A 26,901-nucleotide genomic window follows, 5' to 3' on the forward strand; every position below is an offset into this window, starting at 1 on the left:
CCGCGCGGGCGACTGATGAGTCATGACGAAGGATCAGTTGCTCACGCGCCGACGGGCTCTGCTCGCCGGCGCCGCTGCCGTGGGGGCGGCCGGTACCGCCGGTCTGCTGTACTCCGGACTCTCGGACGACGCCCCGGCCCGGACCGCCGCCCCCGCCGCCGGACCCCCGCCGCGCCTCGCGCGCAAACCCTCCTCCTACCGCCTCCAGCCCGTGGCCGGCTACGGCGCACCCCACGCCGCCCCCGCCCGCGTCCCGGTGCGGCACGAACCGTTCCTGCGCATGTCGGGACGCGGCAACACCATGGTCCTGACCTTCGACGACGGACCCGACCCCCGCTACACCCCGCACATCCTGGACACCCTCGCCGAGTACGACGTCCGCGCCACGTTCTTCGTGTGCGGCGAGATGGCCGACTGGAACCGCGACCTGCTCGCCCGCATGTCCGACGAGGGCCACGTCGTCGGCAACCACACCTGGTCCCACCCGCTGCTCACCAAGATGACCCGGGGACAGATCCGCTCGGAGATGGAACGCACCAGCGACGTCATCGAGGACGCCTACGGCGAACGCCCGCAGTGGTTCAGAGCCCCCTACGGCGCCTGGAACCGGGCCGCCTTCCAACTCGGCTCGGAGCTGGGCATGGAACCCCTCGCGTGGACCGTCGACACCCTCGACTGGGACACCCCCGGCGTCCCCCACATCGTCAACGCGGTCGAGGACGGCGCCGCCCCCGGCGTCGTGGTGCTCTCGCACGACGCCGGGGGCGACCGGACCCAGAGCGTGAAGGCGCTGCGCGAATACCTGCCGCACCTCCTCGACTCCGGCTACCACATGACGCTGCCGCGCCGCCGGACCACCACCTGACGGACTTTTCGCCCGCCCGGTCGGGAAACGCTCAGCGGACCTCGACCAGGCGGGCGAAGACGACGACGTTCCCGTCGTAGCCGTTCTGCTTGGAGAAACCGCCGCCGCAGGTGATGACGCGGAGTTCCGGAGTTCCCTTGGAGGCGTAGACGCGGTCGCCGGGGAAGTCCTTCTTCTCGAAGACCTCGATGCCGTAGATCTCGAACACGGCGGTCTTTCCGTCCTTGCGCTCGACCTCGACGCGATTTCCCTTCTTGAGGGCCCCGAGTCCGTAGAACACGGCGGGGCCCATTTTGTTGTCGACATGGCCGACGACGACCGCCGTGCCCTTTTCGCCGGGGGAGACGGCGCCGGTGAACCAGCCCGCCAGATTCGGGTCCTCCGGCGGCGGAGCGCCGACCCAGCCGTCCGCGTCCAGGCCCACCGGCATGACCGGGGCGTCGACCCGGATCGCGGGGATCCGCACCCGGTCGGCGACGGAGTACGGCAGCGGGGCCGGGGCCTTGCCGAAGGTGCCGACGCCGGTACGGGCATCGGCGGCGGCCGCCGTGGCCGGCTGCGGTGGCCCCACGTCGAACTCCCCCGAACCATTCCGAATGAGCGCGAGACCGGTCAGCAGAACAAGCGCTATCACTCCCCACGGGGCGCGCTTCTTCTGCCGCTCCTCCTCTTCGGCAAGCTCGGACAGCTCGGACGCAGACATTCGCCATCCCCTCTCGACGAGGCCGTCGCCACGTCAATCGCGCATACGAGAACGCTAAGTGCCGAAGCGGAAACCGGCGACGGGGAAAGCGCGAACGGGTGGCCCGGACATCCTTATGTGCGCCATACGAGTTGGCCGTCGCAGGAATTTTCTGACGGTGTGTGACCTGCGGCAATATCCGATTGTGCGCTTTCCCTCCGGCGTGTCCGCTCACCAGGACGGACCATTCTCGAAATGCGGGCGCGTGCAAGGCATCTGAGGGTGCGTCTGGGAGGCGTTTTCTCGCCGATCGACCGGGGACGGGTCCCGGGGCGCCTTCCGCGGAGGATGACATGCGTACAACTCGTGCCCTGGCTGCCGCCGGTGCCGCGGTGGCCGTCCTGGGGCTCGCCGCCCCGGCGGCCGTCGCGGACGGCATGGGCGCCAGCCCCAGCAACATCGTCGCCCTGCCCAGCGTGATCGCCCGCGGCGGCCAGCTCACCGTCACGGTCGACGGCTGCTTCAGCGGCGGCAACGCCATGGCGACCTCACCGGGGTTCGAACGCCCCGCCAACCTGTCCCTGCTCGGCGGCTCCGGTACGACGTCCAGCGGTACGGCCAGGATCAGCCGGTCGGCCACCCCGGGCTCGTACAGCATCACCGTCCGCTGCTCGAACGGCTCCTCGCTCACCCGTGACGACGCCTACACCGTCATCGGCGGTGTCCGCGGCGGGCTCGGCGGCAGCAGCAGCGCCGGGGCGACCCCGACCGACATGGCGATCGGCGGCGGCCTGGTCGCCGCGGCCGTCGTGGCCGGCGGGGTGTTCTGGATGCGCCGCCGCACCGAGCGCGGGATCTGACCTCCTCCCCTTCGGAGTTCAGGCGCACGTGACAGGCCTTCGCCCCGGACCCTTGCGGGTACCGGGGCGAAGGCCTGTGCGGGTGATGCCGAGGTCAGGCGCCGTCCTCTCCGGTACGGCGGCGGGAGAAGTGGTACGCCGCTCCCACCGAGCCCGCGATGAGGGCGGCGCCGATGCCGAGCTCCTTGAGGTCGAACCCGGCGATGCTGCCGCCCTCACCGGCGTGCACCCCGCGCGGAATCTGCTGGGCCGGCTGCAGCGGCTGGATGTCGTTGTTCGTGCGGCCCGACGCGATGGTCAGACCCGTGGAGCCGCTCACGCCGTCACACGTGAACGTCACCTGGTACACCGCCCCAGGCCGAGCGTCCCAGTCGACCATCGCCGACGCCGAGGACTGCCCCGGCGAGATCCGGACGGTGTCGAAGACCCCGGAGGAGACCGTGGCGGAGCCCTTGCAGCCGCCCTGGTCCCGGTCGAGCCGCAGAGTCACCTGGCCGCCCGCCGCGATCGTCTGGGGCTGGACGCTGAAGCCGAACGGCGTGATGTTGTGGTTGCCGTCGCCCTTCGCGACGGCGACCGGCGCGGACAGGGCGAGGGCGCTGATGCCCAGCAGTGCGGCCGAAGCGACGCGTATCGCGCGCATGGTGGTTCCTCCGGGTCCCCGAGGAGCAGCAGCGGACCTTTTCCGCTTGCGCCGTAAATGCACCTCGATGACCGAAACGCTAGGAACATGTGTGCGCTCCCGCGATCGCAGTCGCGCGAATGGGGCAACGGTGTGGGCCGCACAGGGGACCCCGTTCGTGCGACCGGGGGACGCCCGCGGCGTGGCGGACGTCCCCCGGTGACCGGCTCCGGTGAGGGGCCGTCAGTCCTTGATGTGCGGGAAGAGGTTCAGGAACGGCTGCGCCGACGCCGTGATGCCACGGCTGTACGGCGCGTCGAAGTCCCAGATCAGGAACAGCAGGAAGGCGATCAGCGCCGAGAACAGCCCGGCGAGGACCAGCTCCCGTGTCGTACGCCGGATCTGCAGCGCGAAGACCATGCCGATGGTGATCACGGCCCCGGCGAGCAGCCCGAACCACACCACCGAGGGCATGGTCGCCCCCGTCGAGTCCGAACGGGCGCTGCGTGCCGAGTCCAGGGCGCCCACCTGGTCGACGAGTGGCTGGTAGGCCTGCGCCTGGAAGTCCGTCTTCGGCTGGTAGTCCGTGACGTCCGCGCGGATGCGCTCCAGGAGGTCGGCGCCGCGCTGGGTGAGCTTCTCGTGGTCGGCCATCGTCTTCCACTCGACGTTGACGACCTGTGAGACATAGGCCTCGACATCGGCCCGGACCCGGTCACGTTCGTCCGCCGGGTAGACCCGCACCCGCTCCGAGATCTCGTGCAGCGCCTGTGCCTCCGCCTGCACATGGTCCTGGGCGGCACTGCGGGCCTCCCAGACACCGGCGATCGCGAGGCCCAGGACGATGGCGTACACCACGCCGATCCACATCGTCATGTACTCGATGACGTCCGGGGTCTCGCTGGGGTCCTCGTCCTCGGAGGCCGAGCGTTCGCGCAGGAACGTGATGATGACGACGACGACACAGGCCGCCGCCATCGCGAGGACGAGAACAAGCCATTCCGACAAGAGGTTCCTCCGGGGATCAGCGTGGACGCAGCGCGACGATGGCGACCACCGCGGGCAGGGTGATGAGCAGGACGTAGACGACCGGCGGCGTCCGGTTGGTGGCCGGCCGCTGACTCGGCTGGGAGCGGTACTTGGGATAACTCACCGGGGCCGCCGAGGGATGCGGGGTGGGCTTGGGCGACGGCTTCGGAGTCGGTGTCGGTGTCGGCGTCGGGGTGGGCGTCGGGGTCGGGATCACCCGGGGCGCCGGAGCCGCGGGCGCCGGGCGGGGTGCCGGGGCAGGTGGTGGCGGGGTGGGCTTCGGGGTGGGCCGGGGCTTCGGCGTCGGCTTGGGTGTCGGGGTCGGGGTGGGTTTCGGCGGGGGAGGCGGAGTCGGCTTCGGCGGGGGTGGTGGCGGGGTGGGTGTCGGCGAGGGGCAGGGCGGTTTCGGGGTCGGCTTCGGGCAGGCCGGGGGAGTCGGCCAGTCGCCGCCGGCCACCGCCACCGCCTCCGTGCCGTCCGGCCCCGTCGAGGCGTACGCACACGCGTCGGCCGTTGCCAGGCCCGCCGGTGCGCCCGCCAGCAGCCACGTCAGCGTCACCAGGGTCAACACCCTTGCGGTGAGGGCGGTTCGGGTCGGTTCGGGTCCATGCACGACGGAGATCATGAGGCCTCGCGGGCGGGGGCGCGCCGTGGCGCGAAGGGATTGCCCCGAAGGAGTGGAAGGCGCGGTGCGACGGTTTGACGAACCGACCGTCGGACATGGCCGGATGCGCACGGGTGTACGAGTTGGAGCCGCCGGGTCACAGGGGTCGTAAAGAAATTTGTGCGGCGGTTGAACACTTCCGTGGTCCCCACCCGTACCTAGGACCGTGCGGCGGCACAGACGGGCGCTGCAACATCCAGGTGATTATGGGGAGTTGACGATGAAGACCTCCTGGCGGAGCGCCTCACTCGCGGCGACGGCCGTGTCCGTCATGGCGTTGACGGCGGCGTGCGGTTCGGAAAATGTGACCACGCCTTCCTCCGCGGCACAGAACGTCGGTGCCACGGCGGCGGCCGGGGGTTACGGCAGTGTCGGTGCCACCGCGAGCGCCAGCACCGGTGCGGGCAACGGCTACGGGGCCGACGGCCAGCAGGCCGCTGCCGCCGAGCCCGCGGGCCAGCTGACCGTTGCCAACAACCCCGACCTCGGCAAGGTGTTGAGCGACGGTGCGGGTCTCACCCTCTACCGTTTCGACGCCGACACGGCCAATCCTCCCAAGTCCAACTGCGACGGCGACTGCGCCACCGCGTGGCCGCCGGTTCCCGCCGACGACGCCACGGCCGGTGCCGGTATCGACAAGTCCCTGCTCGGCGAGGTGACCCGCACCGACGGCACCAAGCAGCTGACCATCGCCGGCTGGCCCGCCTACCGCTACGCCAAGGACGTCAACGCCGGTGACGTCAACGGCCAGGGCGTGGGCGGCAAGTGGTACGCGCTCGCCCCCGACGGCAAGAAGGCGACCCTCGCCTCGTTGCCCGGCCTCTCCGTCCGCAAGGACGCCAAGCTCGGTGACATCGTCGTCGACAAGAACGGCCACACGGTCTACCGCTTCCTCAAGGACAAGGCATGGCCGAAGTCGGTCTCGAACTGCCTCGGCGCCTGCGCGGACAAGTGGCCGGCCGTCGGCATCGTCTCGGCGAGCGACACCAAGGGTGTGCAGAAGAAGGGCCTCATGGGCTTCACCCGCCCCGACGGCGTCAAGCAGATGACCGTCAACTGCTGGCCCATCTACACCTTCTCCGGTGACACGGCCGCCGGACAGACCAACGGTCAGGGCGTGGGCGGTACTTGGTACGCCGTCTCCCCTGAAGGCAAGCCGGTCGGCGCGCCCGCGGAGTAGCGAGAACCTCCCCAGGGTTGATCGCCCCCCGCCCACTCGGCAACGGAACGCGGAAGGGAGGGACGCGGGCAAGCGACAGCAGTGCCGAACACACAACAGCGCGCGCGACCCCAGGTCCGCCCCCTCCGCACCGCACGGAGGGGGCGGGCCCCTTTCGCGTATTCCGCGCGCCAATTCCGGCATTCTCCGCGCTTCTCCGCATGTCCCGCACATCAATTCGGCACGTGCCAGGGGCAATCAACGGGAACGGATGGTCAATTTCCGTTTCCGCTCGACCCTTTGGCGGGCGATCAGTAGCCTCAGCTCGAACACCGGATCGCCTACCGCCTTGGAGAGATACATGGAGCGTCCCGCCTGGGCACCACGAAGCATCGACATCTCGGTGCCGAGCGTTTCGCGTATCTACGACTACTACCTGGGCGGTTCGCACAACTTCGAGGTCGACCGGGAAGCGGCCCGCAAGGCCATGGAGTTCCTCCCGGGACTTCCCAAGATCATGCAGGCGAACCGGGCGTTCATGCGCCGCGCCGTACGCTTCGCGGCCGCCGAGGGCATCACCCAGTTCCTCGACATCGGCTCCGGAATTCCCACCTTCGGAAACGTCCACGAGGTCGCCCAGGCGGCCAGCCCCGGCGCCCATGTCATGTACGTCGACCACGACCCGGTGGCGGTCGCGCACAGCCAGGCCGTCCTCGCGGGCAACGCCACCGCGGACGTCGTCGCGGCCGACCTCCGCAAGCCCCAGGAGATCCTGGCGAGCGCCGAGGTGCGGCGGCTGATCGACGTGAATCGGCCAGTGGCCTTACTTCTCGTTGCCATACTGCACTTCGTGGAAGACGCGGACGACCCGTACGGAGCGGTGGCACAGCTGCGCGAGGCACTCGCGCCCGGCAGCCTGCTGATCCTCACCCATGCCTCGTACGAGGGAATCCCGTTGCCACCGGAGCGGGCGGAGGGCGCGGTGGACGTGTACAAGGACATTCGCAATCCGCTGATCATGCGCTCGCGCGACGAGATCGCGCGGTTCTTCGAGGGGTACGACATGGTGGAACCGGGACTGGTGCCGATGCCGGACTGGCGGCCGGACACGGCGGAGGACGAGGATCCGTTCTCCTACTCGGGCTTCGCCGGCGTAGGACGCACGGCGTGATCGCGGAGCCGGACGGGCCGGAAGGCAGACTGCGCAGGTTCGCGACCATCTGGAGCCGGGCGGTGTTCCCGGCGACCTCCACGTCGCTGACCCGGCCCGAGTTCGAGGAGCTGCTCCTGCCGCTGGCACGGCGGTTGAGCGAGGCGCTGCGCGCCAGGACCTTCGAGGCCGAGGAGGGCAAGGCGGTCGGCGCCGCCCTCGTCTCCGCGCACTGCACGGACCCCGACGCCCTCAGCCACACCCTGGAGTGCGTCGACGCCTACCTGGTGCTCTACTGCGGCGGCGACGGCTCCCAGGAGGACCTGCGGATCCGCTCGGCCCGCCTCCAGCACGCCATGGCCGCCGGCTTCGCCCAGGCACTGCGCGAGCGCACGCTGGCCGAGCAGGAGGCCATCTCGGTGGCCGCCCTCCAGGCCCAGGGCGTCGTCGCCCAGGCCCTGCACGCGACCGAGGCCCGCTTCCGCGCGGTCTTCGAGGGCGCGGCCATAGGAATCGGCATGGCCGACCTCGACGGCAACATCCTCCAGGTCAACGGCGCGCTGCTGCGCATGTTCGGCATCAACGACCAGACCATGGGCGGCCGCAACGTCCGCGAGTGGACCCACCCGGACGACGCTCCCCAGACCTGGACCCTCTACGACGAACTCGTCCGCGGCGAGCGCGAGCACTACCACGTCGAGAAGGCGTTCTACCGACCTGACGGAACGGTCCTGTGGACCAACCTCACCGTCTCCCTCCTGCGCGACGCCGACGGCAACCCGCAGTACCAGCTCGCCCTCATGGAGGACACCACCGAGCGCCGGCTGCTCAACCTGCGGCTGCGCTACGAGGCGACCCACGACGCCCTCACCGGCCTCCCGAACCGCACTCTGTTCTTCGAGCGCCTGGAGAAGGCGCTCGGCGCGGGCAACAACCAGCGGTTCGGGCTGTGTTACCTCGACCTCGACGGCTTCAAGACCATCAACGACAGCCTCGGCCACGCGGCCGGCGACCGGCTGCTCGTCGAGGTCGCCGACCGGTTGCAGTCGTGCGCGACCGCGCCCGGCGAGATGGTCGCCCGGCTCGGCGGCGACGAGTTCGTCGCGCTGACCACAGGACCCGACACCGAGCGCGAGGTCGACGAACTCGCCGGCCGCATCATGAATGCCCTGATCACCCCCGTCAGCATCGACGGCCGTGACCTCACCGTGCGCGGCTCCATCGGCATCGTCGAGGGCCCCGCCGGTGAACGCGGCCCGGCGGAGGTGCTGCGCAGCGCCGACATCACGATGTACCGCGCCAAATCCGCGGGCGGCAACCGCTTCGAACTCGCGGACCCGGAGGCCGATGCCCGAGCGATCACTCGCCACGGCCTCACCACGGCCCTGCCCGCCGCCCTGGACCGCAACGAGTTCTTCATCGAGTACCAGCCGCTGGTCCACCTCGGCGACGGCAGCGTGCGCGGCGCCGAGGCCCTCGTCCGCTGGCTGCACCCGCAGCACGGCGTCCTGGGACCCGACCGCTTCATCCCGCTCGCCGAACACACGGGCCTGATCGTGCCGTTGGGCCGCTGGGTCCTGGAACAGTCCGTACGGCAGGCCCGCGCCTGGCGCGAGACGTACGGCGACGCCGTCCCCCTGCGCATCAACGTCAACCTCTCGCCCTGCCAGCTCACCCACCCCGGCCTGGTCCAGGACACTGTCGACATCCTGGAGCGCACCGGCGTCGCACCCGACGCGCTCTGCCTGGAGGTCACGGAGTCCGCCCTGATCGGCGCCGACGACGACCTCCTGAAGCCGCTGCGGCGCCTCGCCGAGATGGGCGTCGACATCGCCCTGGACGACTTCGGCACCGGCTACTCGAACCTCGCCAACCTCCGCCGGCTGCCGGTGAGCATCCTCAAGCTGGACCGCTCCTTCACCCAGAGCATGCAGCAGTTCCCGGCCGACCCCGTCGACCTGAAGATCGTCGAGGGCATCGTCTCCCTCGCCCACAGCCTGAACCTCGCGGTGACGGTCGAGGGCGTCGAGACGGGCGCCCAGGCCGAACAGCTCCGGATACTCGGCTGCGACACGGCCCAGGGCTGGTACTACGCCCGCCCCGGCCCGCCGGAGCGGCTGCACGAGCTGGCGCTGGTGGACGCGACGGGGTGAGGGCGTAAGTCGCTTGCGGGAGGCCCGGGTTCGCGGGCGATCATGTGCGGGTGAATGAAGAAGCACATGCGTCGGACGACGTGAACGAAGCGATCGCGGGCGAACTGGCCCTGCTGGACCCGGCCGTCCGCGCCTCCCGCAGCGAGGCCGTCCGGCTGCTGGACCCCGAGTTCGTCGAGATCGGCGTCTCGGGCCGCCGCTACACGTACGAGCAGATGCTGGCCTGGCTCCCCGACAACACGGGCGCCGTCGCGCCGGAGGAGCCCCGCCACGACCCGCCGGCCGTCACGGGCACCCTCCTGGCCCCCGGCCTGGTCCAGCTCAGGTACGAGACCGACTCCGACGGCCGCCGGGCCCGGCGCACCTCCCTGTGGCGCAAGCGCGACGAGGCGACGGGCTGGCGGCTGTTCTACCACCAGGGGACTGTGGTGCCGCCGGACATCGAGTAGGACCTGTGCGAGGGGCGTTGGCGGGAGAGGATGCCCTCATGGCGGCCGAACAGCCTCCCGCGTCTCACCGAAGGAGTTGGGCTCGATGAGTACCGAACTGCAGGGCAGGACCGCCGTGGTGACGGGCGCCAGCAAGGGCATCGGGCTGGCGGTCGTGAAGGCGCTGGCCGGCGCGGGCGCGAGCGTCGTCGCCGGGTCCCGCACGACCACCGAGGGGCTGGACGCGCTGGTCAAGGAGTTCCCGGTCACCTGGGTACCCGTGGACCTCGCGGAACCGGCTGCGGCCGAGCGGCTGATCGAGGCGGCGGACGGCCGCGTCGACATCCTCGTGAACAACGTCGGTACGGCACCGCCGCGCACCGGCGGCTTCCTCTCCGTGACCGACGAGGACTGGGCGCGCACCCTCGACCTCAACCTCCTCACGGCGGTACGCGTCACCCGGGCCGCCCTCCCCCTGATGCTGGCCGCAGGGCGAGGCTCCGTGATCACGATCGGCTCGGTCAACGCGACCCTGCCCGACCCGCTGGTCATCGACTACAGCGCGGGCAAGGCCGCCCTGGTCGCCTTCTCCAAGGCACTGTCCAAGGAATTCGGCTCGCAGGGCATCCGCGTCAACACGGTCAGCCCCGGTCCGGTCGAGACGGAACTGTGGCTGGGCGGCACCGGCGTCGCCGCGACAGTCTCGGCCGCCGCGGGCCTCACCCCCGAACAGGTCGTCGCCCAGGCCTCCGCCGCCACCGTCACCGGCCGCTTCTCCAAGCCCACCGAGATCGCCGACGTGGTCCTCTTCCTCGCCGGCGACCGAGCGGCGAACCTGACCGGCAGCGACCTGGTCATCGACGGCGGGTTCATCCCGACCTGGTGAGCCACCCGGGCGCCGAGGGGCGATGAACTCCCGTACCGAGGCGCCCGGTTGTCACCGCTCCAACAACATCCGCTGCAACTCCCGCGCCGCCCGAGGCGGAGCCACATCACTCCGATGCGCGAGCGCGATCGTCCGGTGCAGCCCGGGCCGCGCGAGCGGAGTCACCCGCAGCCCCCGCCCGGACTTCGTCGCCACCATGCGCGGTACGACGGCCACGCCGAGCCCCGCCCGGACGAAACCGAGGACCGCGTCCATCTCGCCGCCCTCCACCGCGAAGTCCGGTTCGAAGCCCTCGGCGCGGCACGCGGCGACGGTCAGTTCGCGCAGGTCGTAGCCGTGCCGGAACATCACCAGGCGCTCGCCCTCCAGATCGGAGATCCGCACCGTCCGGCCGCGGCCCGGTGCCGGTGCCTCCGGTGAGGACACGACCACGAGGTCCTCCCGCAGCAGCTCCACCGTCGTCAACGCCGGTGAGGGCGTGGGCAACGGCAGGACCACCAACGCCAAGTCGAGGGCGCCGCGCGCGAGTTCGCGTACGAGATCGTGCGAACCGCCCTCCTCGATCAGCAGCCGGATGCCCGGATAGCGGTCGTGGAAAGCGCGCAGGACGTCCGGGAGCAAGCCTGTGCACAGGCTCGGCGTCGCGCCCAACCTGATCCGGCCGCTGCGGAGTTGGACCAGTTCGAGCACCTCGTGCCGGGCCGTGTCCGCGTCCGCCAGGATGCGCCGGGCGAGCGGCAGCAGCGCCTCGCCCGCGTCGGTGAGCGTGATGTTGCCGCGGGCCCGCAGGAACAGATCGGCGCCCAGCTCCCGCTCCAGCGCCTTGATCTGCTGGGACAGCGAGGGCTGCGCGACATGGACGAGATCGGCGGCCCGGGTGAAGTGCCGGGTCTCGGCGACGGCCACGAAATACTGAAGCTGCTGGAACTGCATGCACCCACGATAGCCGCAGGCTATGGAAACCAGGCATGCCATGTCTTGGACCGATCGGCCCCTTGACACTTAGCGTGCCTTTCATGGCTCTGGCAACGCGGACGGACCGACGGCCGTCGATGGCGCGCACGGTGTGGGACAGCTCCGTCGGCAAGAAGACGGTGATGGCCGTCAGCGGCCTGATCATGCTGCTGTACCTGGTCGTCCACATGATCGGCAACCTGAAGATCTTCTTCGGCGCGGGCGAGTTCAACCACTACGCCCACTGGCTGCGCACCGTCGGCGAACCCTTCATGCACTACGAGTGGACGCTCTGGCTGATCCGGATCGTCCTCGTCGTCGCCGTGATCGCGCATGCCGTCTCCGCGTACCAGCTCAGCCGCCGCGACATCAAGGCGCGCCCCAGCAAGTACGTGCACAAGAAACGCCGGGCGAGCTACGCCACGCGCACCATGCGCTGGGGCGGGATCATCCTTGCCCTGTTCATCGTCTGGCACATCCTCGACCTGACGACCGGCACCGTGCACTCCGGCGGTTTCCAGGAGGGCCACCCGTACCAGAACGTCGTGGACACCTTCTCCACCTGGTACGGCGACACCATCTACATCGTCGCGATGCTCGCCCTCGGCCTGCACGTCCGGCACGGCTTCTGGAGTGCGGCCCAAACCCTCGGCGCGGGCAGCCGCAGCCGCGACCGTGCCCTGAAGACGATCGCCAATGTCCTCGCGCTGCTGCTCACCGCCGGCTTCATCGCCGTCCCCGTGGGCGTCATGACCGGAGTGGTGAGCTGAAATGGCCCTTGAATACACCGACTTCACGACCGGGGAACCCGTCACCGACACCAAGTCGCCCACCGGCCCCATCAACGAGCGCTGGGACACCCGCCGTTTCGAGGCCAAACTCGTCAACCCCGCCAACCGACGCAAACACACGGTGATCGTCGTCGGCACCGGCCTCGCGGGCGGCTCCGCGGGCGCCACCCTCGCCGAACAGGGCTACCACGTCGTCCAGTTCTGCTACCAGGACTCCCCGCGCCGCGCCCACTCGATCGCCGCCCAGGGCGGCATCAACGCCGCGAAGAACTACCGCAACGACGGCGATTCCGTCCACCGCCTCTTCTACGACACCGTCAAGGGCGGCGACTTCAGGGCGCGCGAGTCCAACGTCCACCGCCTGGCCCAGATTTCGGTGGAGATCATCGACCAGTGCGTGGCGCAGGGCGTCCCGTTCGCGCGCGAGTACGGCGGACTCCTCGACACCCGCTCCTTCGGCGGCGTGCAGGTCTCGCGGACCTTCTACGCCCGGGGCCAGACAGGGCAGCAACTCCTCCTCGGCGCCTACCAGGCCCTGTCCCGGCAGATCGCCGCCGGGAACATCGAGATGCACCCGCGCACCGAGATGCTCGACCTGATCGTCGTGGACGGGAAGGCGCGGGGGATCGTGGCGCGCGATCTCAGCAGCGGCCGTATCGACACGTACTTCGCGGACGCCGTCGTCCTAGCCAGCGGTGGCTACGGCAACGTCTTCTACCTGTCGACGAACGCCATGAACTCCAATGCCACCGCCGTCTGGCGAGCTCACCGGCGGGGAGCCCTGTTCGCCAATCCGTGCTTCACGCAGATCCACCCCACCTGCATCCCGCGCACCGGCGACCATCAGTCCAAACTCACGCTGATGAGCGAGTCGTTGCGCAACGACGGCCGGATCTGGGTGCCGAAGGCCAAGGGCGACACACGTCCCGCGAACCAGATCCCCGAGGACGAGCGCGACTACTACCTGGAGCGCATCTACCCGGCCTTCGGCAACCTCGTGCCCCGCGACATCGCCTCCCGCGCCGCGAAGAACGTGTGCGACGAGGGCAGGGGAGTCGGCCCCGGCGGGCAGGGCGTCTACCTCGACTTCGCCGACGCCATCGGGCGGTTGGGGCGGAAGGCCGTCGAGGAGAAGTACGGCAACCTCTTCGACATGTACGCCCGGATCACCGCCGAGGACCCGTACACGGTCCCGATGCGGATCTACCCGGCCGTGCACTACACGATGGGCGGACTCTGGGTCGACTACGACCTCCAGACCACGATCCCGGGCCTGTTCGCGATCGGCGAGGCCAACTTCTCCGACCACGGCGCCAACCGCCTCGGTGCCTCCGCCCTGATGCAGGGCCTCGCCGACGGCTACTTCGTCCTCCCGGCGACCATCAACGACTACCTCGCCCGGCACCCCGGACACGAGGAGATCGGCGTCCAACACCCCGCCGTACAGGAGGTGTTGGCGGAGACCGAGGACCGGCTCAACCTCCTCCTCGCGGTGGACGGCGACCGCACCCCCGACTCCTTCCACCGCGAACTCGGCGAACTCATGTGGGAGTTCTGCGGCATGGCCCGCACCGACAGCGGACTGCGCAAGGCGCTGGAACGCATCCCGCAGATCCGCGAGGAGTTCTGGCGGCGGATCAAAGTCCCGGGTACCGGAGAGGAGTTCAACCAGTCGCTGGAGAAGGCGAACCGGATCGTCGACTACCTGGAGCTCGCCGAGCTGATGTGCCTCGACGCACTCAACCGCGCCGAGTCCTGCGGCGGCCACTTCCGCGAGGAGTCGCAGACCCCGGACGGCGAAGCGGAGCGCAGGGACGAGGAGTTCAGCTACGCGGCCGCCTGGGAGTTCACCGGCACCGGCTCATCTCCCGTACTGCACAAGGAAGACCTGGTCTTCGAGTACGTCCACCCCACTCAGCGGAGCTACGCATGAAGCTCACCCTGCGCGTCTGGCGGCAGAAGAACGCCGATGCCGAAGGCGCCATGTCCACCTACCAAGTGGACGGAATCTCCACGGACATGTCGTTCCTGGAGATGCTCGACACCCTCAACGAGGAACTCATCCTCAAGGGCGACGACCCGGTCGCCTTCGACCACGACTGCCGCGAGGGCATCTGCGGCGCGTGCAGCCTGGTCATCAACGGCGACGCACACGGGCCGGAGCGCACCACCACCTGCCAGCTCCACATGCGGTCCTTCGAGGACGGCGACACGATCGACATCGAACCGTGGCGCGCCTCGGCCTTCCCGGTCGTCAAGGACCTCGTCGTCGACCGCTCGGCCTTCGACCGGATCATCCAGGCGGGCGGTTACATCACGGCCCCGACCGGCGCCGCCCCCGAGGCCCACGCCACCGCCGTACCCAAACCGGACGCCGACTTCGCCTTCGAGCACGCCGAGTGCATCGGCTGCGGCGCGTGCGTGGCCGCCTGCCCGAACGGCGCGGCGATGCTCTTCACCTCCGCCAAGGTCAACCACCTCAACGTCCTCCCGCAGGGCGCCCCCGAGCGCGAGACCCGCGTGCTCGACATGGTCGCGCAGATGGACGAGGAGGGCTTCGGTGGCTGCACCCTGGCCGGCGAATGCGCCACCGCCTGCCCGAAGGGCATCCCGCTGGTGTCCATCACCGGCATGAACAAGGAGTGGCTGCGGGCGACGCGCAAGGTCACGAGGAGGTAGCGCCGTCGACGGGTGCGGGTGCGCTGTGGCTGGTCGCGCAGTTCCCCGCGCCCCTTGGGGGTTGCCCTGATCGTTCGCCGACAAGGTGCGGACGGGCGGGACCGGGAGTGGTGCTCATCCCCGGTCCCGCCAAGCAACGGGGTATCTCCAAGCAGCGGGGCATGCGGACGCCGTTCAGCAAGCTCACATCCCGGCATCGGGCACAGGTCACGCGCAGGACGCCCGGCGTAGGAAGAACTGTTGCGGCTGGACTTACGGAATCGGCCAGCCAGTTCCCCCCCCGCCGAACCCGGCCCGTGATCAGGGAGAGCCATGACCGGCGTTTCCACCCTCGACCGTCCCTCGCAGCCCGCCGCGCCGACCCGCTACACCGTCACGCTCGCCCGCGACGAGGACGATGTGCGTGCCGCGCAGCGGCTGCGGCACGACGTCTTCGCCGGGGAGATGGGCGCCCACCTGTCCAGCCCGCAGCCCGGCCTGGACGTCGACGCCTTCGACGCCTACTGCGACCACCTCCTCGTCCGCGACACGGTCACCGGGCAGGTGGTCGGCACCTACCGGCTGCTGCCGCCCGAGCGTGCCGCCGTCGCCGGACGGCTCTATTCGGAGAGCGAGTTCGACCTCGCGCCTCTCGACTCGATCCGCCCGGGCCTCGTCGAGGTCGGCCGCTCCTGCGTCCACCCCGACCACCGCGACGGCGCCGTCATCGGCCTCATCTGGGCCGGCATAGCCCGCTACATGGTCGACCGCGGCCACGAGTGGCTCGCCGGCTGCTGCTCCATCCCGCTCGCCGACGGCGGCGCCCTCGCCGCCGGCGCTTGGGACCGGGTCGGCGCCAAGCACCTCGCCCCCGAGGAGTTCCGGGTCCGCCCGCTGCTGCCCTGGAGCGCGGAAGGCGTGACCCGCCCGGCCGACCGCGTCGAACTCCCGCCGCTGCTGCGCGGATACGTCCGCCTCGGCGCCTGGGTCTGCGGCGAGCCCGCCCACGACCCGGACTTCGGGGTCGCCGACCTGTACGTGCTGCTGTCGATGCGCCGGGTCAACCCGCGCTATCTGCGGCACTTCCTCTCGCTCGTCCCGGCGTGATGAGCGTCTGGCTGCCCAGCGCGCCCTGCACCCCCAGGTCGTGCATCGAGTCGAAGGGGTCCGTCACGGCCGTACCGCGCGCCGTGCTGCGCTTCGTGACCGTCCTGGTCGTGGTGGCCGCCGGGGCCGCGCTCACCCCCGTCGGCAAGCGGATCCCCGCCCGCGCGGTGCGCTGGTGGTGCCGGACGATCGTCCGGTCCGCCGGCATCCAGCTCCGCATCACCGGCACCACCACGTCCACCGGCGGACTGCTGCTGGTCGCCAACCACATCTCGTGGCTGGACATCCCGCTGCTGGCCGCCGTCCGCCCCGCCCGCATGCTGGCCAAGGCCGAGATCCGACACTGGCCCGTCGCCGGGACGCTGACCGCGGGCAGCGGCGCCCTGTTCATCGACCGCGACCGGCTGCGCGCCCTCCCGGAGACGGTCGCCTCCATCGCGGGCGCCCTGCGCGCCGGCGGAGCGGTCGCCGTCTTCCCCGAGGGCAGCACCTGGTGCGGCCGGGCCCAGGGACACTTCCGGCGCGCCGTCTTCCAGGCCGCGCTGGACGCCGGAGTCCCCGTCCAGCCCGTCGGCCTGCACTACCTGACCGACGGCACCGCCAGCACCGCCCCCGCCTTCGTCGGCAGCGACTCCCTGCTCACCTCGGTGTGGCGGGTCGTGTCGACGCGCGGGCTCGTCGCCGAGGTGGAGGTGGGCGAGACCATCGCCCCCGGCAGCCACCCCGACCGCCGCTCCCTCGCCCACGCGGCGCAGGCCGGGGTGACGGTCCTGCCCCAGCGCCAGGACCACTGCACGTCGGTGGCGCAGACCCCGGTGAAAATCCGCAGGACGGCGCCGAGGCGTCCTGTTAGCGTGGCGTCCATGAGGATCATCAGGCACAGCGGCACGACCGCGACCGCGCGAGCGACCAGCTCGCCGGCCGCCGACGCCTGAACCTCACTGACCTCTCCCGGCGGCCGGAAACGGACCGCCGGGTGTGTCGTTTCCAGCCCCCTCGCTGCCTTCCCCCGCGGTCCCTTCCGGTCTCCTCCCGACCCGCGAAGGACTCACCGCCATGAACACCGACGACATCGTCCGTACGTTCCTCGACTTCTACCGCGAACGCGGGCACGAGCTGATCACCGGAAGCTCGCTCCTGCCGCCGCCCTCCGACCCGGTCCTCTTCACGACCTCCGGCATGCACCCGCTCACGCCGTATCTCCTGGGCCGTCCCCATCCGCAGGGGCGGCGGCTCGTCAACGTCCAACGCTGTCTGCGCACCACGGATCTCGACGAGGTCGGCGACCTCACCCACCTGACCGTGTTCGACATGCTCGGCTCATGGTCGTTGGGCGACTACGACCATCCGCAGAGCCTGCGTTGGGGGTACGAGCTGCTGCGGGACGGCTTCGGCATCCCGCGCGAGAAGTTGTACGTCACTGTCTTCGGCGGCGATGAGCAGGTGGGGCCCGATCTTGAATCGCTGGACACCTGGCGGGAGTTGGGGGTGCCGGTTGAGTCGACGCGGGACGAGAACTGGTGGTCCAACGGGCCGGTGGGTCCTTGTGGGCCTGACTCGGAGATCTTCTACTGGACCGGGGACGGGTCGCCGGAGGGGAGCCCTACCAGTGATTCGAGGTGGGTGGAGATCTGGAATCACGTGCACATGAGGCTTGAGCGGGGTGAGGATGGCGGGCTCGTTCCGTTGCCGCAGGTGAGTGTTGATACGGGGATGGGCTTGGAGCGGCTGGTGGCTGTTCTTCAGGGGCGGCGGTCGGTGTATGAGACGGATGTGTTTGAGCCGTGGGTGCGGATTGTTCCGACGCTGTGGGTTCTGGGCGAGCGCGATATGCGGATTGTCTGTGATCATCTGCGGTCGAGCATCTTCGTCATCGGGGAAGGGGTGCGGCCGGCCAACACGGGGCGGGGATATGTGCTGCGGCGGTTGATTCGGCGGGTGCTCACGGTTCTGTGGCGGGATGATGACTCGCGTACGTTGTCTGATCTGCCGGTGGAGCTTGTCGGGACAGGCACCGAGCGGGAGGTGCTCTTTGATGAGGAGCGGCGGTTTGGTCAACTCCTTGAGCGGGGGCGGCGGGTGTTGTCTCGGTCGGAGTTTCGAGGTCCTCTGAGTGAGGAGGACTACCACTACCTTCATGACACTCATGGGTTGCCCCGGGAATGGGTTGCCGGGCTTCTGAGGTAGTCGGTCGGGTGTCGGCCGGTGGGGGCTGGTCGCGCAGTTCCCCGCGCCCCTTAAGAACAAGGGAGTTCACGCGAGGGCGTTTGCCAGATAGGGGGCCGTGGCGCTGCCGCTGGCCCCCGCCACCTCTGCTGGCGGCCCTGCCGCCACGACCCTTCCGCCCTCTTCCCCTCCACCCGGCCCCATGTCGATCACCCAGTCCGCGCCCGCCACCACCGCCATGTCGTGTTCGACCACCACCACGGTGTGGCCGGCGTCGACCAGGCCGTGGAGTTGGCGGAGGAGGACCTCTACGTCGGCCGGGTGGAGGCCGGTTGTGGGTTCGTCGAGGAGGTAGAGGGTGTGGGTGCGGTGGGCGCGCTGCAACTCCGTGGCCAGCTTGATGCGTTGGGCCTCGCCGCCGGACAACTCCGTGGCGGGCTGGCCCAGATGGAGGTAGCCGAGGCCCACGTCCAGGAGTGTGGTCAGGCTGCGGGCCACGGCCGGGGTGTCCGTGTCCGCGAAGAACTCCGCCGCGCTCTCCACCGTCAGGTCGAGGACTTCCGCGATGTTCCGTCCCCGGTACGTCACTTGGAGTGTCTCGGGGTTGTAGCGCGCCCCGCCGCAGTCCGGGCAGGGGGTGTAGGTGCTGGGGAGGAAGAGCAGCTCCACGCTCACGAAGCCCTCGCCCTGGCAGGTCTCGCAGCGGCCGCCCGTCACGTTGAAGGAGAACCGGCCTACGCCGTAACCCCGTTGGCGTGCCTCGTCCGTCGACGCGAACACCTTGCGGATGACGTCGAAGAGGCCGGTGTACGTCGCCAGGTTCGAGCGGGGGGTGCGGCCGATCGGTTTCTGGTCGACCGACACCAGGCGGCCCACGCCCGGCAGTTCCTCGGTGATCTCGCCGATCAAGGTTGATTTGCCGGAGCCCGAGACGCCGGTGACCGCCGTGAACACGCGCAGGGGGAACTCCGTCGTCACGTCCCGCAAGTTGTGCCGCGTCACCGGGCCCACCTTCAACTCGCCTTGCGGTGAACGGACTTCGCGGGGAGGCGTGGGGGAGTCGTCGAAGAGGAAACGGGCCGTCGCCGATTCCTCCACCGCCGCCAGGCCTGTCACCGGTCCGCTGTACAGCACCCGGCCGCCGTGCTCGCCCGCCTGTGGGCCCACGTCCACCAGCCAGTCGGCGCCGCGCATCACGTCGAGGTGGTGCTCCACCACGAACACCGAGTTGCCTGCGGCCTTCAGGCGGTCCAGGACCGTGAGCAGGGCCTTGGTGTCGGCGGGGTGGAGGCCTGCGGACGGTTCGTCCAGGACGTAGACGACGCCGAAGAGGCCGGACCTCAACTGGGTCGCCAGGCGCAGGCGTTGGAGTTCGCCTGCCGAGAGGGTGGGGGTCGCGCGGTCCAGGCTGAGGTAGCCGAGGCCCAGTTCGAGGATCGGGGCGATGCGGGAGGTGAGGTCCTCGGTCAGGACGCGGGCCGCCTCCGATGTGCCGTTGAGTGTGCCTGCCAGCTCCGCCAACTCTGCCAGCGGTAGCGCGGCCAGGTCTGCGATCGTGCGGCCCGCGATGGTCACCGCCAGGGACTCGGGGCGCAGTCTGCGGCCTCCGCAGAGCGGGCAGGGGGAGCTCGTCAGGAAGCGTTCCGCCTTCGCCCGTAGGGTCGGGCTCTTCGTGTCCGCGAACGTCTTCATGACGTAGCGGCGGGCGCTCATGTACGTGCCCTGGTACGGGCGTTGGATGCGGTCCGCGTCCCGGACGGGGTGGACCGTCACCACCGGCTGTTCGTCCGTGAAGAGGATCCACTCCCGCTGCTCGGCGGGGAGTTCGCGCCACGGGACGTCCACGTCGTAGCCGAGGGTGTCGAGGATGTCGCGCAGGTTCTTGCCCTGCCAGGCGCCCGGCCACGCGGCGATCGCGCCCTCGCGGATCGAGAGGGAGGGGTCGGGGACCAGGGACTCCTCCGTCGTGCCGTGGACCAGGCCCAGGCCGTGGCACTCCGGGCACGCGCCCGCCGCCGTGTTGGGGGAGAAGGCGTCCGAGTCGAGGCGTTCCGCGCCGGGCGGGTAGTCGCCGGCGCGGGAGAACAGCATCCGGAGGGAGTTCGACAGGTTGGTGACCGTGCCCACAGAGGAGCGGGAGGTGGGGGTCGAGCGGCGTTGCTGGAGGGAGACCGCCGGGGGGAGGCCGGTGATCTCGCCGACTTTCGGTGCGCCCACCTGGTGGATCAGGCGGCGGGCGTACGGCGCCACCGACTCGAAGTAGCGGCGCTGTGCCTCCGCGTAGATCGTGCCGAAGGCCAGGGACGACTTTCCGGAGCCGGACACGCCTGTGAACACGGTCAACACGTCCCGCGGGATGTCGACGTCGACGCCCTGGAGGTTGTGCTCGCGGGCGTCGCGGACACGGACGTAGGAGTCGGGGGTGGGGGATGTGTGAGGGCTGTGCATGACGCGGCGAGTCTATGCGAGCACCCCATGTGCCGCCCGGTGGCCTGCGGGGGTGCGGAGGCGTCCGCGCTGTGACACGTTGGAAGACACGGATGCCAGTTGCCGCACAGTCGCCGCACGGAAGAAGGCCCGTGGTCGTATGAGCACTCCCGGATTCGGTTTCGGACGCAGCCCCTTCGAGGAATTCGACGAGCTGATGTCCCGGTATTTCGGCGGTTCGGGACCGGCGTCACCATCGCGCCGGGCCCAGCGCGTCGACATCGGGAGTCTGCTCTCCGAACGGGCCCGTGAGCTGGTCGCCCAGGCGCGGGACATCGCCGCCGTCGAGGGCAGCGAACAACTCGACGCCCGGCATCTGCTGGCCGCCGCCACCGAGCAGGAGTCGACCCGGCGGCTGCTCGCCGAGGCGGGCGCCGACCCCGACCGGATCCGGGAACGGCTGACCGCCGGTGAAGGCAGCGGGCCGAAGACCGAACCCACCACCCTCACCCCGGCCGCCAAGCGGGCCCTGCTCGACGCGTACCAGATCTCCCGCGCCGAGGACTCCTCGTACATCGGTCCCGAGCATCTGCTGCGGGCGCTGGCCGCCAACCCCGAGTCGGCCGCCGGACAGGCCCTCACCGGCAGCGGCTGGGAGGGCGACCGGGTGCCCACCGGTGCCGAGCCCGAGCGCAAGCGGGCCAGCAGCACGCCCACCGTCGACGAGTACGGGCGCGACCTCACCGAGGACGCCCGCGCTGGGCGGCTCGACCCGGTGATCGGGCGGGACGAGGAGGTCGAGCAGACCATCGAGGTGCTGTCCCGGCGCAGCAAGAACAACCCCGTGCTCATCGGCGACCCCGGCGTCGGCAAGACCGCCGTCGTCGAGGGCATCGCCCAGCGGATCATCGCCGGTGACGTGCCGAAGACCCTCGCGGGCAAGCGGCTCGTCTCGCTGGACCTCGCCGGGATGGTCGCCGGCACCAAGTACCGGGGCGAGTTCGAGGAGCGGCTGAAGAAACTCCTCGACGAGGTGAGCGAGCACAGCGACGAACTGGTGCTGTTCCTCGACGAGTTGCACACCGTCGTCGGCGCGGGTGGGGGTGGGGACGGTGCGCTGGACGCGGGCAACATGCTCAAACCCGCCCTGGCCCGTGGGCAGTTGCACCTCATCGGTGCCACCACCGTCGACGAGTACCGCAGGTACATCGAGAAGGATTCCGCGCTGGAGCGCCGCTTCGCGCCCATCCTGATCGGCGAACCGACCGTCGACGACACCATCGAGATCCTGCGCGGCCTGCGCGACCGTTACGAGGCGCACCACCAAGTCCGTATTACCGACGAGGCGGTTGTCGCGGCGGCCGAGCTCTCCGACCGGTACATCACCGCCCGCTTCCTGCCCGACAAGGCCATCGACCTGATGGACCAGGCCGCGGCCCGGGTACGGCTGCGCGCCAAGACCCCGCTCTCCGACACCCGCGAGGTCGAGGACCGGCTCGCCGCCCTCAACCGCGAGAAGGACCAGGCCGTCGCCGACGAGGAGTACGAGCGGGCCAAGGACATCCGCGACCGGATCAAGGACACCGAGGCCGAGTTGAAGGCCGGCGGCACCGCCGAGGAACAGGCGCCCAAGGTCACCGCCGAGGACATCGCCGAGGTCGTCTCCCGTACCACCGGCATCCCCGTCGCCCAGCTCACCGAGGAGGAACGCGCCCGGCTGATGAAGCTGGAGGAGCACCTCCACGAGCGGGTCGTCGGCCAGGACGAGGCCATCACCGCCGTCGCCCGTGCCGTACGCCGTGCCCGGGCCGGCATGAGCGACCCGAACCGGCCCATCGGCAGCTTCCTCTTCCTCGGCCCCACCGGCGTCGGCAAGACCGAACTGGCCCGCGCGCTCGCCGCCGCCCTCTTCGGTGACGAGGGTCGCATGATCCGGCTCGACATGAGCGAGTTCCAGGAGCGCCACACCGTCTCCCGGCTGGTCGGAGCGCCTCCCGGATACGTCGGTCACGAGGAGGCCGGCCAGCTCACCGAGGCCGTCCGCAGGCAGCCGTACGCCGTGCTGCTGCTCGACGAGGTCGAGAAGGCGCACCCCGACGTCTTCAACACCCTGCTCCAACTGCTCGACGACGGACGGCTCACTGACTCGCAGGGCCGCACGGTCGACTTCAAGAACACCGTCGTGATCATGACGTCGAACATCGGCGCCGACCGCATTCTCGCGGCGGGCGTCGACGACTACACCAAGGTCCGCGAGACCGTGATGCCGGTCCTGAACCAGCACTTCCGCCCCGAGTTCCTCAACCGCATCGACGAGATCATCGTCTTCCGGGGCCTGGAACGGACCCAACTGCGCGACATCGTCGAGCTGTTGCTGGAACACACCCGGCGCAGGCTGCACGCCCAGGACGTCACCCTGGAGGTGACCGACGCGGCGGCTGACCTGCTCGCGAACCTCGGGTACCAACCCGACTTCGGCGCCCGCCCGTTGCGCCGCACCATCCAGCGCGAGGTCGACGACCGGCTCGCCGACATGCTCCTCAGTGGCGAACTCAACGCGGGCGACGAGGCCCGGGTCGACGCGAGCGACGGAGCGATCGCGATCAGCGCACGCCAGGCGGCCGAGCACTAGCCGAGCCGCATTCGCATCCCTCAGGGAGACAGGCATGAGCAGTTATCGAGCCGCGCAAGTGGGCGCGGCCGGGGGCGAGTTCACGATCGTCGAGCGAGATGTGCCGGAGCCGGGACCGGGCCATGTGCGGATCGCCGTGGAGGCCTGCGGGATCTGCCACAGCGACACCTTCTTCGTGAACGCCGGAGTGCCGGGCGTACGGTTCCCGCTCGTCACCGGGCACGAGATCGCCGGGCACATCGACGCGCTCGGCGAGGGTGCCTCGGACAGCGGCTGGCGGATCGGCGACCGGGTGTCCGTCGGCTGGTTCGGCGGCAGCTGCGGCCACTGCACCCCGTGCAGGCAGGGCGACTTCATCGTCTGCGAGAACCTGAAGGTGCCGGGCTGGGCGTACGACGGCGGCTTCGCGGAGATGACCGTGGCGCCGATCGACGCGCTCGCCCGCATCCCCGAGAGCCTGTCGGCGAGTGCCGCCGCGCCCATGGGCTGCGCGGGCGTGACCACCTTCAACGGGCTGCGGCGCAGCTCCGCGAAGCCCGGCGACCTGGTCGCCGTCCTCGGACTCGGCGGCCTCGGTCACCTGGGCGTGCAGTACGCGGTGGCGATGGGGTTCGAGACCGTGGCGATCGCGCGAGGTCCCGAAAAGGCAGATTTCGCCAAGCAGTTGGGCGCGCACCACTACGTCGACAGCACGGCGGACACCGATGTGGCGGACGCGCTGAAGGCCCTCGGCGGCGCCAAGGTCGTCCTGGCCACGGCGGGCAACGCCGACGCCGCCACGGCGACCGTGGAGGGGCTGCGGCACCGCGGCGAGCTGGTGGTCATCGGCGCGGACAACGCGCCGTTGGGGATCAGCCCGCTCCAACTGCTCATGAGCGCCAAGGTGGTTCGGGGTCACCCGTCCGGCACCGCGCAGGATGTGCAGGACACGCTGGCCTTCAGCGCCCTGCACAACATTCACCCGATGGTGGAGACCGTACCGCTGGACCAGGCGGGCGAGGCCTACGAGCGGATGCTGTCCGGCGCCGCGCGCTTCCGGATGGTGCTCACGCCCTGAGCGAGGCGAGCCGCCGGTAGGAGTCCAGCAGGGCTTCGCGGTCGTGGGTGCTGGTGGTGACGAGGACCTCGTCGGCCGCCGTCTCCTTCAGCACCGTCTCCAGCTCGTGGGCCACCTGTTCCTCGGTGCCCGCGAGCTGTCCGGTGAGCCCGGCCTCGTAGAAGCCGAACTCCTTGTCGGTCATGGGCAGTTGCTCCACGCGCTGGGCGGGTGGCAGCGGCGGGAAGGTGCCGTGGGTGCGCGAGTACGCCATCGACCAGGCTTCCGGGACGAGCAGGCGTCGGGCCGCTTCGGGGGTGGCGGCCACGGCGATCGTGCCCGAGATGACGACGTACGGCTCGGAGGCCCAGGGGGAGGGGCGGAAGTTGTCGCGGTAGTGGTCGATGCCGCGCCGCATCTTGTCGCGGCTGCGGAGGTCGCCGATGACCATCGGCAGACCGGCGCGGGCCGCGATGTCGGCGCCCTCGCCCATCGCGAGCACGAACGGCGGGACGGTCAGCCCCTCGGAGGGGCGTGCGTGCGCGCCGGTGGGCGACGTACCGCTGAACCAGTCGAGGAGTTCGGCGAGTTGTCCGGCGAAGTCGTCGGCGTCGTCCTTGTCGCGGCCCAGCGCCTTGCGCACGCCGCCGGTGAAGCCCACCGAGCGCCCGAGTCCCATGTCGATCCGGCCCGGGAACAGCGACTCCAGCACCCCGAACTGCTCGGCCACGACCAGGGGTTGGTGATTCGGCAACATCACCCCGCCCGTCCCGACCCGGATGCTCCGGGTCGCCGAGGCGACGGCGGCGGCCAGCACGGTCGGCGCCGAACCGGCGACCCCGGGCACACCGTGATGCTCCGACACCCAGAACCGGTGATACCCCAGCTCCTCGACCTCCCGCGCGAACCGCACGGTGTCACGCAGCGCCTCGGCGGCCGGGTGCCCCTCGCGGGTGCGGGACCGGTCGAGGACGGAGAAAGGGGTCGTAGCGATCACGGAACTCACGTCTGTTTCAACGCCCGGGAGGTCTCGGCATTCCCGCGGCCGTGGTCAGTCCTCGGGGCGCAGCAGCCCGCGCTCGTAGGCCTTCGCCAGGTGCTGCGGGACGAGGTGGCGTACGCCGTCGACGGTGACCGGCACGAGCGTGGGCGTCGTGGCCTTCCACTGGGCGCGACGGTGGCGGGTGTTGCTGCGGGACATCTTCCGTTTGGGGACGGCCATGGGGATTCCTCCTCGGTGGGCGGGCAGGCACCGAGGACGCTATATGAAAACGGATCCCATTAGCAATTGAGGCTTCTGTGCGCGGCCCTCACCGCCGGGACCGGACGCGGGCGTCCCGGGGCGGGTCGATGAACTGGAGCTCCAGCGTGACGGGCGGCGCGGCGATCCCCGGGCCGCCCGCCGCCGCCCACTCCAGAACTTCCTCCGTGCAGTCGTCGTCCATCGCGAAGCCGATCCAGGTGGGGCGGCCGCCGGCCCGGCGCCCCGCGGCCGACGGCTGGACGACGATCACGTTGGCCTGGTCGCAGGGGCCCAGGCAGTCCGTCGTACGGACGGCGAAACCGTGCTCTGCGGCGCCCGCGCGCAGCCGTTCCAGCTGCCAGGCGTGGTCCGTGCCGGGGTATTTGCGTGGGTCGCCGCAGCAGCAGCCCCGGCAGACGACCAGGGTGCAGGGCCGCTCGCGGGCGGCGCCGATGAGGAACGTACGGGGAGCGGGAGTGGCGGCAGACATGCGAGAAGCATGAGGCCAGGGCTCTTGCGGGCCGCCGCCGGGGTCGCGGGTCCGGCTGTTTAGGGTGGCCGTGTGACTGCCGAAAACAAGCGCCCGCTCGCCGTGTTCGACCTCGACAACACCCTCGCCGATACGGCGCACAGGCAGCGGTTCCTGGAGCAGAAGCCGCGCGACTGGGACGGCTTCTTCGGTGCCGCGCCGCAGGACCCGCCGCTCGCGGAGGGCATCGCGCTCGCGCTGGAGAGCGCCGAGGAGTGCGAGGTCGTCTATCTGACCGGCCGTCCTGAACGCTGCCGGCGCGACACGCTCGCCTGGCTCGCCGCGCAGGGGCTGCCCGAGGGCCGGGTCCTCATGCGCCGCAACGACGACCGCAGGCCCGCCCGGCGCACCAAGCTGGAGAAACTCAAGCAGCTCGCCCGCGACCGCGACATCCGGGTCCTCGTGGACGACGACGAGCTGGTCTGCGACGACGCCGAACGGGCCGGTTTCAGGGTCGTACGGGCCCGCTGGACCTCCCCCTCCACCGCGCTGGAGGCGGCACAGGAGGGGGAGGGTCGGACCTGACAGTCGTAGCCGCTACGGCCGTCAGGTCTCGTCCTCGATGCGGAAGCCGACCTTCAGGCCGACCTGGAAGTGCTCGATCTGCCCGTTCTCGATCTGGCCCCTGACCTGGGTCACCTCGAACCAGTCCAGGCCGCGCAGGGTCTGCGCGGCGCGGGCGACGCCGTTGCGGATGGCCTGGTCGATGCCCTCGTGAGAGGTGCCGACGATCTCGGTGACCCGGTACGTGTGCTCGGACATGCGGGTACTCCTCTCGGCCGTGACGGGCGCGTCACGCGTCACTCCACACACCACCGTGCCCCAAGGTGCGGCAGTGCGCGAGACGGCCCGTCATCCGA

26 protein-coding genes are annotated in these 26,901 nt (G+C 70.4%); 16 read left to right on the top strand and 10 right to left on the bottom strand.

The window, feature by feature from the left end:
• Window positions 1–22 precede the first annotated feature (22 nt).
• Window positions 23–865, top strand: a complete 843-nt coding sequence (locus tag ACIBK4_RS41395; protein WP_399003728.1) for a polysaccharide deacetylase family protein — start codon at window positions 23–25, stop codon at window positions 863–865.
• A gap of 31 nt (window positions 866–896) precedes the next feature.
• Here ACIBK4_RS41395 and ACIBK4_RS41400 read toward each other — a convergent pair whose 3' ends face one another.
• Complete coding sequence (locus ACIBK4_RS41400) at window positions 897–1,568, bottom strand: class F sortase (protein WP_366433370.1); 672 nt, start codon at window positions 1,566–1,568, stop codon at window positions 897–899.
• Between the two features lie 332 nt (window positions 1,569–1,900).
• Here ACIBK4_RS41400 and ACIBK4_RS41405 point away from each other — a divergent pair, with 332 nt between their 5' ends.
• A complete protein-coding gene (locus tag ACIBK4_RS41405; protein ID WP_399003731.1) occupies window positions 1,901–2,407 on the top strand; it encodes a hypothetical protein in 507 nt (168 codons plus the stop codon).
• Window positions 2,408–2,501: 94 nt separating this feature from the next.
• On the opposite strand, the gene ACIBK4_RS41410 is transcribed toward ACIBK4_RS41405, so the two are convergent.
• The 3 genes from ACIBK4_RS41410 to ACIBK4_RS41420 form a co-directional block, all read right to left on the bottom strand.
• Entirely contained in the window at window positions 2,502–3,050 is a 549-nt protein-coding gene (locus tag ACIBK4_RS41410) for a hypothetical protein (protein ID WP_399003733.1), read from the bottom strand.
• 222 nt (window positions 3,051–3,272) lie between these two features.
• A complete protein-coding gene (locus tag ACIBK4_RS41415) occupies window positions 3,273–4,037 on the bottom strand; it encodes a DUF4239 domain-containing protein (protein ID WP_399003735.1) in 765 nt (254 codons plus the stop codon).
• Window positions 4,038–4,053: 16 nt separating this feature from the next.
• Window positions 4,054–4,671: a hypothetical protein gene (locus ACIBK4_RS41420; protein WP_399003737.1), complete on the bottom strand. Its 618-nt coding sequence runs from the start codon at window positions 4,669–4,671 to the stop codon at window positions 4,054–4,056.
• A 271-nt stretch (window positions 4,672–4,942) separates the two neighbouring features.
• Here ACIBK4_RS41420 and ACIBK4_RS41425 point away from each other — a divergent pair, with 271 nt between their 5' ends.
• The 5 genes from ACIBK4_RS41425 to ACIBK4_RS41445 all read left to right on the top strand — a co-directional run bounded on the left by ACIBK4_RS41425 (window position 4,943) and on the right by ACIBK4_RS41445 (window position 10,498).
• A complete protein-coding gene (locus tag ACIBK4_RS41425) occupies window positions 4,943–5,902 on the top strand; it encodes an SCO0930 family lipoprotein (RefSeq protein WP_399003739.1) in 960 nt (319 codons plus the stop codon).
• Between the two features lie 340 nt (window positions 5,903–6,242).
• Entirely contained in the window at window positions 6,243–7,052 is an 810-nt protein-coding gene (locus ACIBK4_RS41430; protein ID WP_399003741.1) for an SAM-dependent methyltransferase, read from the top strand.
• On the top strand, window positions 7,049–9,184 hold the full coding sequence (locus ACIBK4_RS41435) for a putative bifunctional diguanylate cyclase/phosphodiesterase (RefSeq protein WP_399003743.1): 2,136 nt from the start codon (window positions 7,049–7,051) through the stop codon (window positions 9,182–9,184). Before ACIBK4_RS41430 ends, ACIBK4_RS41435 begins: the two co-directional genes overlap by 4 nt.
• A 44-nt stretch (window positions 9,185–9,228) precedes the next feature.
• Window positions 9,229–9,633 carry a DUF4440 domain-containing protein gene (locus ACIBK4_RS41440; RefSeq protein WP_399003745.1) on the top strand — a complete coding sequence of 135 codons (405 nt, stop codon included), beginning with the start codon at window positions 9,229–9,231 and terminating at the stop codon, window positions 9,631–9,633.
• Between the two features lie 85 nt (window positions 9,634–9,718).
• Window positions 9,719–10,498, top strand: a complete 780-nt coding sequence (locus ACIBK4_RS41445; protein ID WP_399003747.1) for an SDR family NAD(P)-dependent oxidoreductase — start codon at window positions 9,719–9,721, stop codon at window positions 10,496–10,498.
• Window positions 10,499–10,549: 51 nt separating this feature from the next.
• Here ACIBK4_RS41445 and ACIBK4_RS41450 read toward each other — a convergent pair whose 3' ends face one another.
• Window positions 10,550–11,431, bottom strand: a complete 882-nt coding sequence (locus tag ACIBK4_RS41450) for a LysR family transcriptional regulator (protein WP_043672571.1) — start codon at window positions 11,429–11,431, stop codon at window positions 10,550–10,552.
• Window positions 11,432–11,550: 119 nt separating this feature from the next.
• Here ACIBK4_RS41450 and ACIBK4_RS41455 point away from each other — a divergent pair, with 119 nt between their 5' ends.
• The 6 genes from ACIBK4_RS41455 to ACIBK4_RS41480 all read left to right on the top strand — a co-directional run bounded on the left by ACIBK4_RS41455 (window position 11,551) and on the right by ACIBK4_RS41480 (window position 18,195).
• A complete protein-coding gene (locus tag ACIBK4_RS41455) occupies window positions 11,551–12,222 on the top strand; it encodes a succinate dehydrogenase (protein WP_399003825.1) in 672 nt (223 codons plus the stop codon).
• A gap of 1 nt (window position 12,223) precedes the next feature.
• Window positions 12,224–14,176, top strand: a complete 1,953-nt coding sequence (locus ACIBK4_RS41460) for a fumarate reductase/succinate dehydrogenase flavoprotein subunit (RefSeq protein ID WP_399003749.1) — start codon at window positions 12,224–12,226, stop codon at window positions 14,174–14,176.
• Window positions 14,173–14,922 carry a succinate dehydrogenase/fumarate reductase iron-sulfur subunit gene (locus ACIBK4_RS41465; RefSeq protein WP_399003751.1) on the top strand — a complete coding sequence of 250 codons (750 nt, stop codon included), beginning with the start codon at window positions 14,173–14,175 and terminating at the stop codon, window positions 14,920–14,922. The genes ACIBK4_RS41460 and ACIBK4_RS41465 overlap by 4 nt, the downstream gene beginning before the upstream one ends.
• Before the next feature lie 312 nt (window positions 14,923–15,234).
• Complete coding sequence (locus tag ACIBK4_RS41470) at window positions 15,235–16,008, top strand: GNAT family N-acetyltransferase (protein ID WP_399003753.1); 774 nt, start codon at window positions 15,235–15,237, stop codon at window positions 16,006–16,008.
• On the top strand, window positions 16,008–16,943 hold the full coding sequence (locus ACIBK4_RS41475; protein ID WP_399003755.1) for a lysophospholipid acyltransferase family protein: 936 nt from the start codon (window positions 16,008–16,010) through the stop codon (window positions 16,941–16,943). The genes ACIBK4_RS41470 and ACIBK4_RS41475 overlap by 1 nt, the downstream gene beginning before the upstream one ends.
• A 121-nt stretch (window positions 16,944–17,064) precedes the next feature.
• Window positions 17,065–18,195: an alanine--tRNA ligase-related protein gene (locus ACIBK4_RS41480; RefSeq protein WP_399003757.1), complete on the top strand. Its 1,131-nt coding sequence runs from the start codon at window positions 17,065–17,067 to the stop codon at window positions 18,193–18,195.
• 66 nt (window positions 18,196–18,261) lie between these two features.
• Here ACIBK4_RS41480 and ACIBK4_RS41485 read toward each other — a convergent pair whose 3' ends face one another.
• Window positions 18,262–20,622 carry an ATP-binding cassette domain-containing protein gene (locus ACIBK4_RS41485; RefSeq protein WP_399003759.1) on the bottom strand — a complete coding sequence of 787 codons (2,361 nt, stop codon included), beginning with the start codon at window positions 20,620–20,622 and terminating at the stop codon, window positions 18,262–18,264.
• Window positions 20,623–20,761: 139 nt separating this feature from the next.
• Between ACIBK4_RS41485 and ACIBK4_RS41490 the strand changes: the two genes are divergently transcribed.
• Together ACIBK4_RS41490 and ACIBK4_RS41495 are read left to right on the top strand one after the other, a co-directional pair.
• Complete coding sequence (locus ACIBK4_RS41490) at window positions 20,762–23,233, top strand: ATP-dependent Clp protease ATP-binding subunit (protein ID WP_399003761.1); 2,472 nt, start codon at window positions 20,762–20,764, stop codon at window positions 23,231–23,233.
• Between the two features lie 34 nt (window positions 23,234–23,267).
• Entirely contained in the window at window positions 23,268–24,290 is a 1,023-nt protein-coding gene (locus ACIBK4_RS41495) for an alcohol dehydrogenase (RefSeq protein WP_399003763.1), read from the top strand.
• On the opposite strand, the gene ACIBK4_RS41500 is transcribed toward ACIBK4_RS41495, so the two are convergent.
• From ACIBK4_RS41500 to ACIBK4_RS41510, 3 genes are all read right to left on the bottom strand, one after another.
• Complete coding sequence (locus ACIBK4_RS41500; RefSeq protein WP_399003765.1) at window positions 24,280–25,275, bottom strand: LLM class flavin-dependent oxidoreductase; 996 nt, start codon at window positions 25,273–25,275, stop codon at window positions 24,280–24,282. The two genes, ACIBK4_RS41495 and ACIBK4_RS41500, sit on opposite strands and share 11 nt — an antisense overlap.
• Window positions 25,276–25,320: 45 nt before the next feature.
• A complete protein-coding gene (rpmF, locus tag ACIBK4_RS41505) occupies window positions 25,321–25,491 on the bottom strand; it encodes a 50S ribosomal protein L32 (RefSeq protein ID WP_399003767.1) in 171 nt (56 codons plus the stop codon).
• A gap of 88 nt (window positions 25,492–25,579) precedes the next feature.
• Window positions 25,580–26,002: a (2Fe-2S) ferredoxin domain-containing protein gene (locus ACIBK4_RS41510; RefSeq protein WP_399003769.1), complete on the bottom strand. Its 423-nt coding sequence runs from the start codon at window positions 26,000–26,002 to the stop codon at window positions 25,580–25,582.
• Window positions 26,003–26,074: 72 nt separating this feature from the next.
• On the opposite strand from ACIBK4_RS41510, the gene ACIBK4_RS41515 reads away from it, so the two are divergent.
• A complete protein-coding gene (locus ACIBK4_RS41515) occupies window positions 26,075–26,566 on the top strand; it encodes an HAD family acid phosphatase (RefSeq protein WP_399003771.1) in 492 nt (163 codons plus the stop codon).
• A gap of 21 nt (window positions 26,567–26,587) precedes the next feature.
• On the opposite strand, the gene ACIBK4_RS41520 is transcribed toward ACIBK4_RS41515, so the two are convergent.
• Entirely contained in the window at window positions 26,588–26,803 is a 216-nt protein-coding gene (locus ACIBK4_RS41520) for a dodecin (RefSeq protein WP_399003773.1), read from the bottom strand.
• Window positions 26,804–26,901: the final 98 nt, after the last annotated feature.

Source organism: Streptomyces sp. NPDC050528 (assembly GCF_044457795.1).
Taxonomy (GTDB): Bacteria; Actinomycetota; Actinomycetes; order Streptomycetales; family Streptomycetaceae; genus Streptomyces.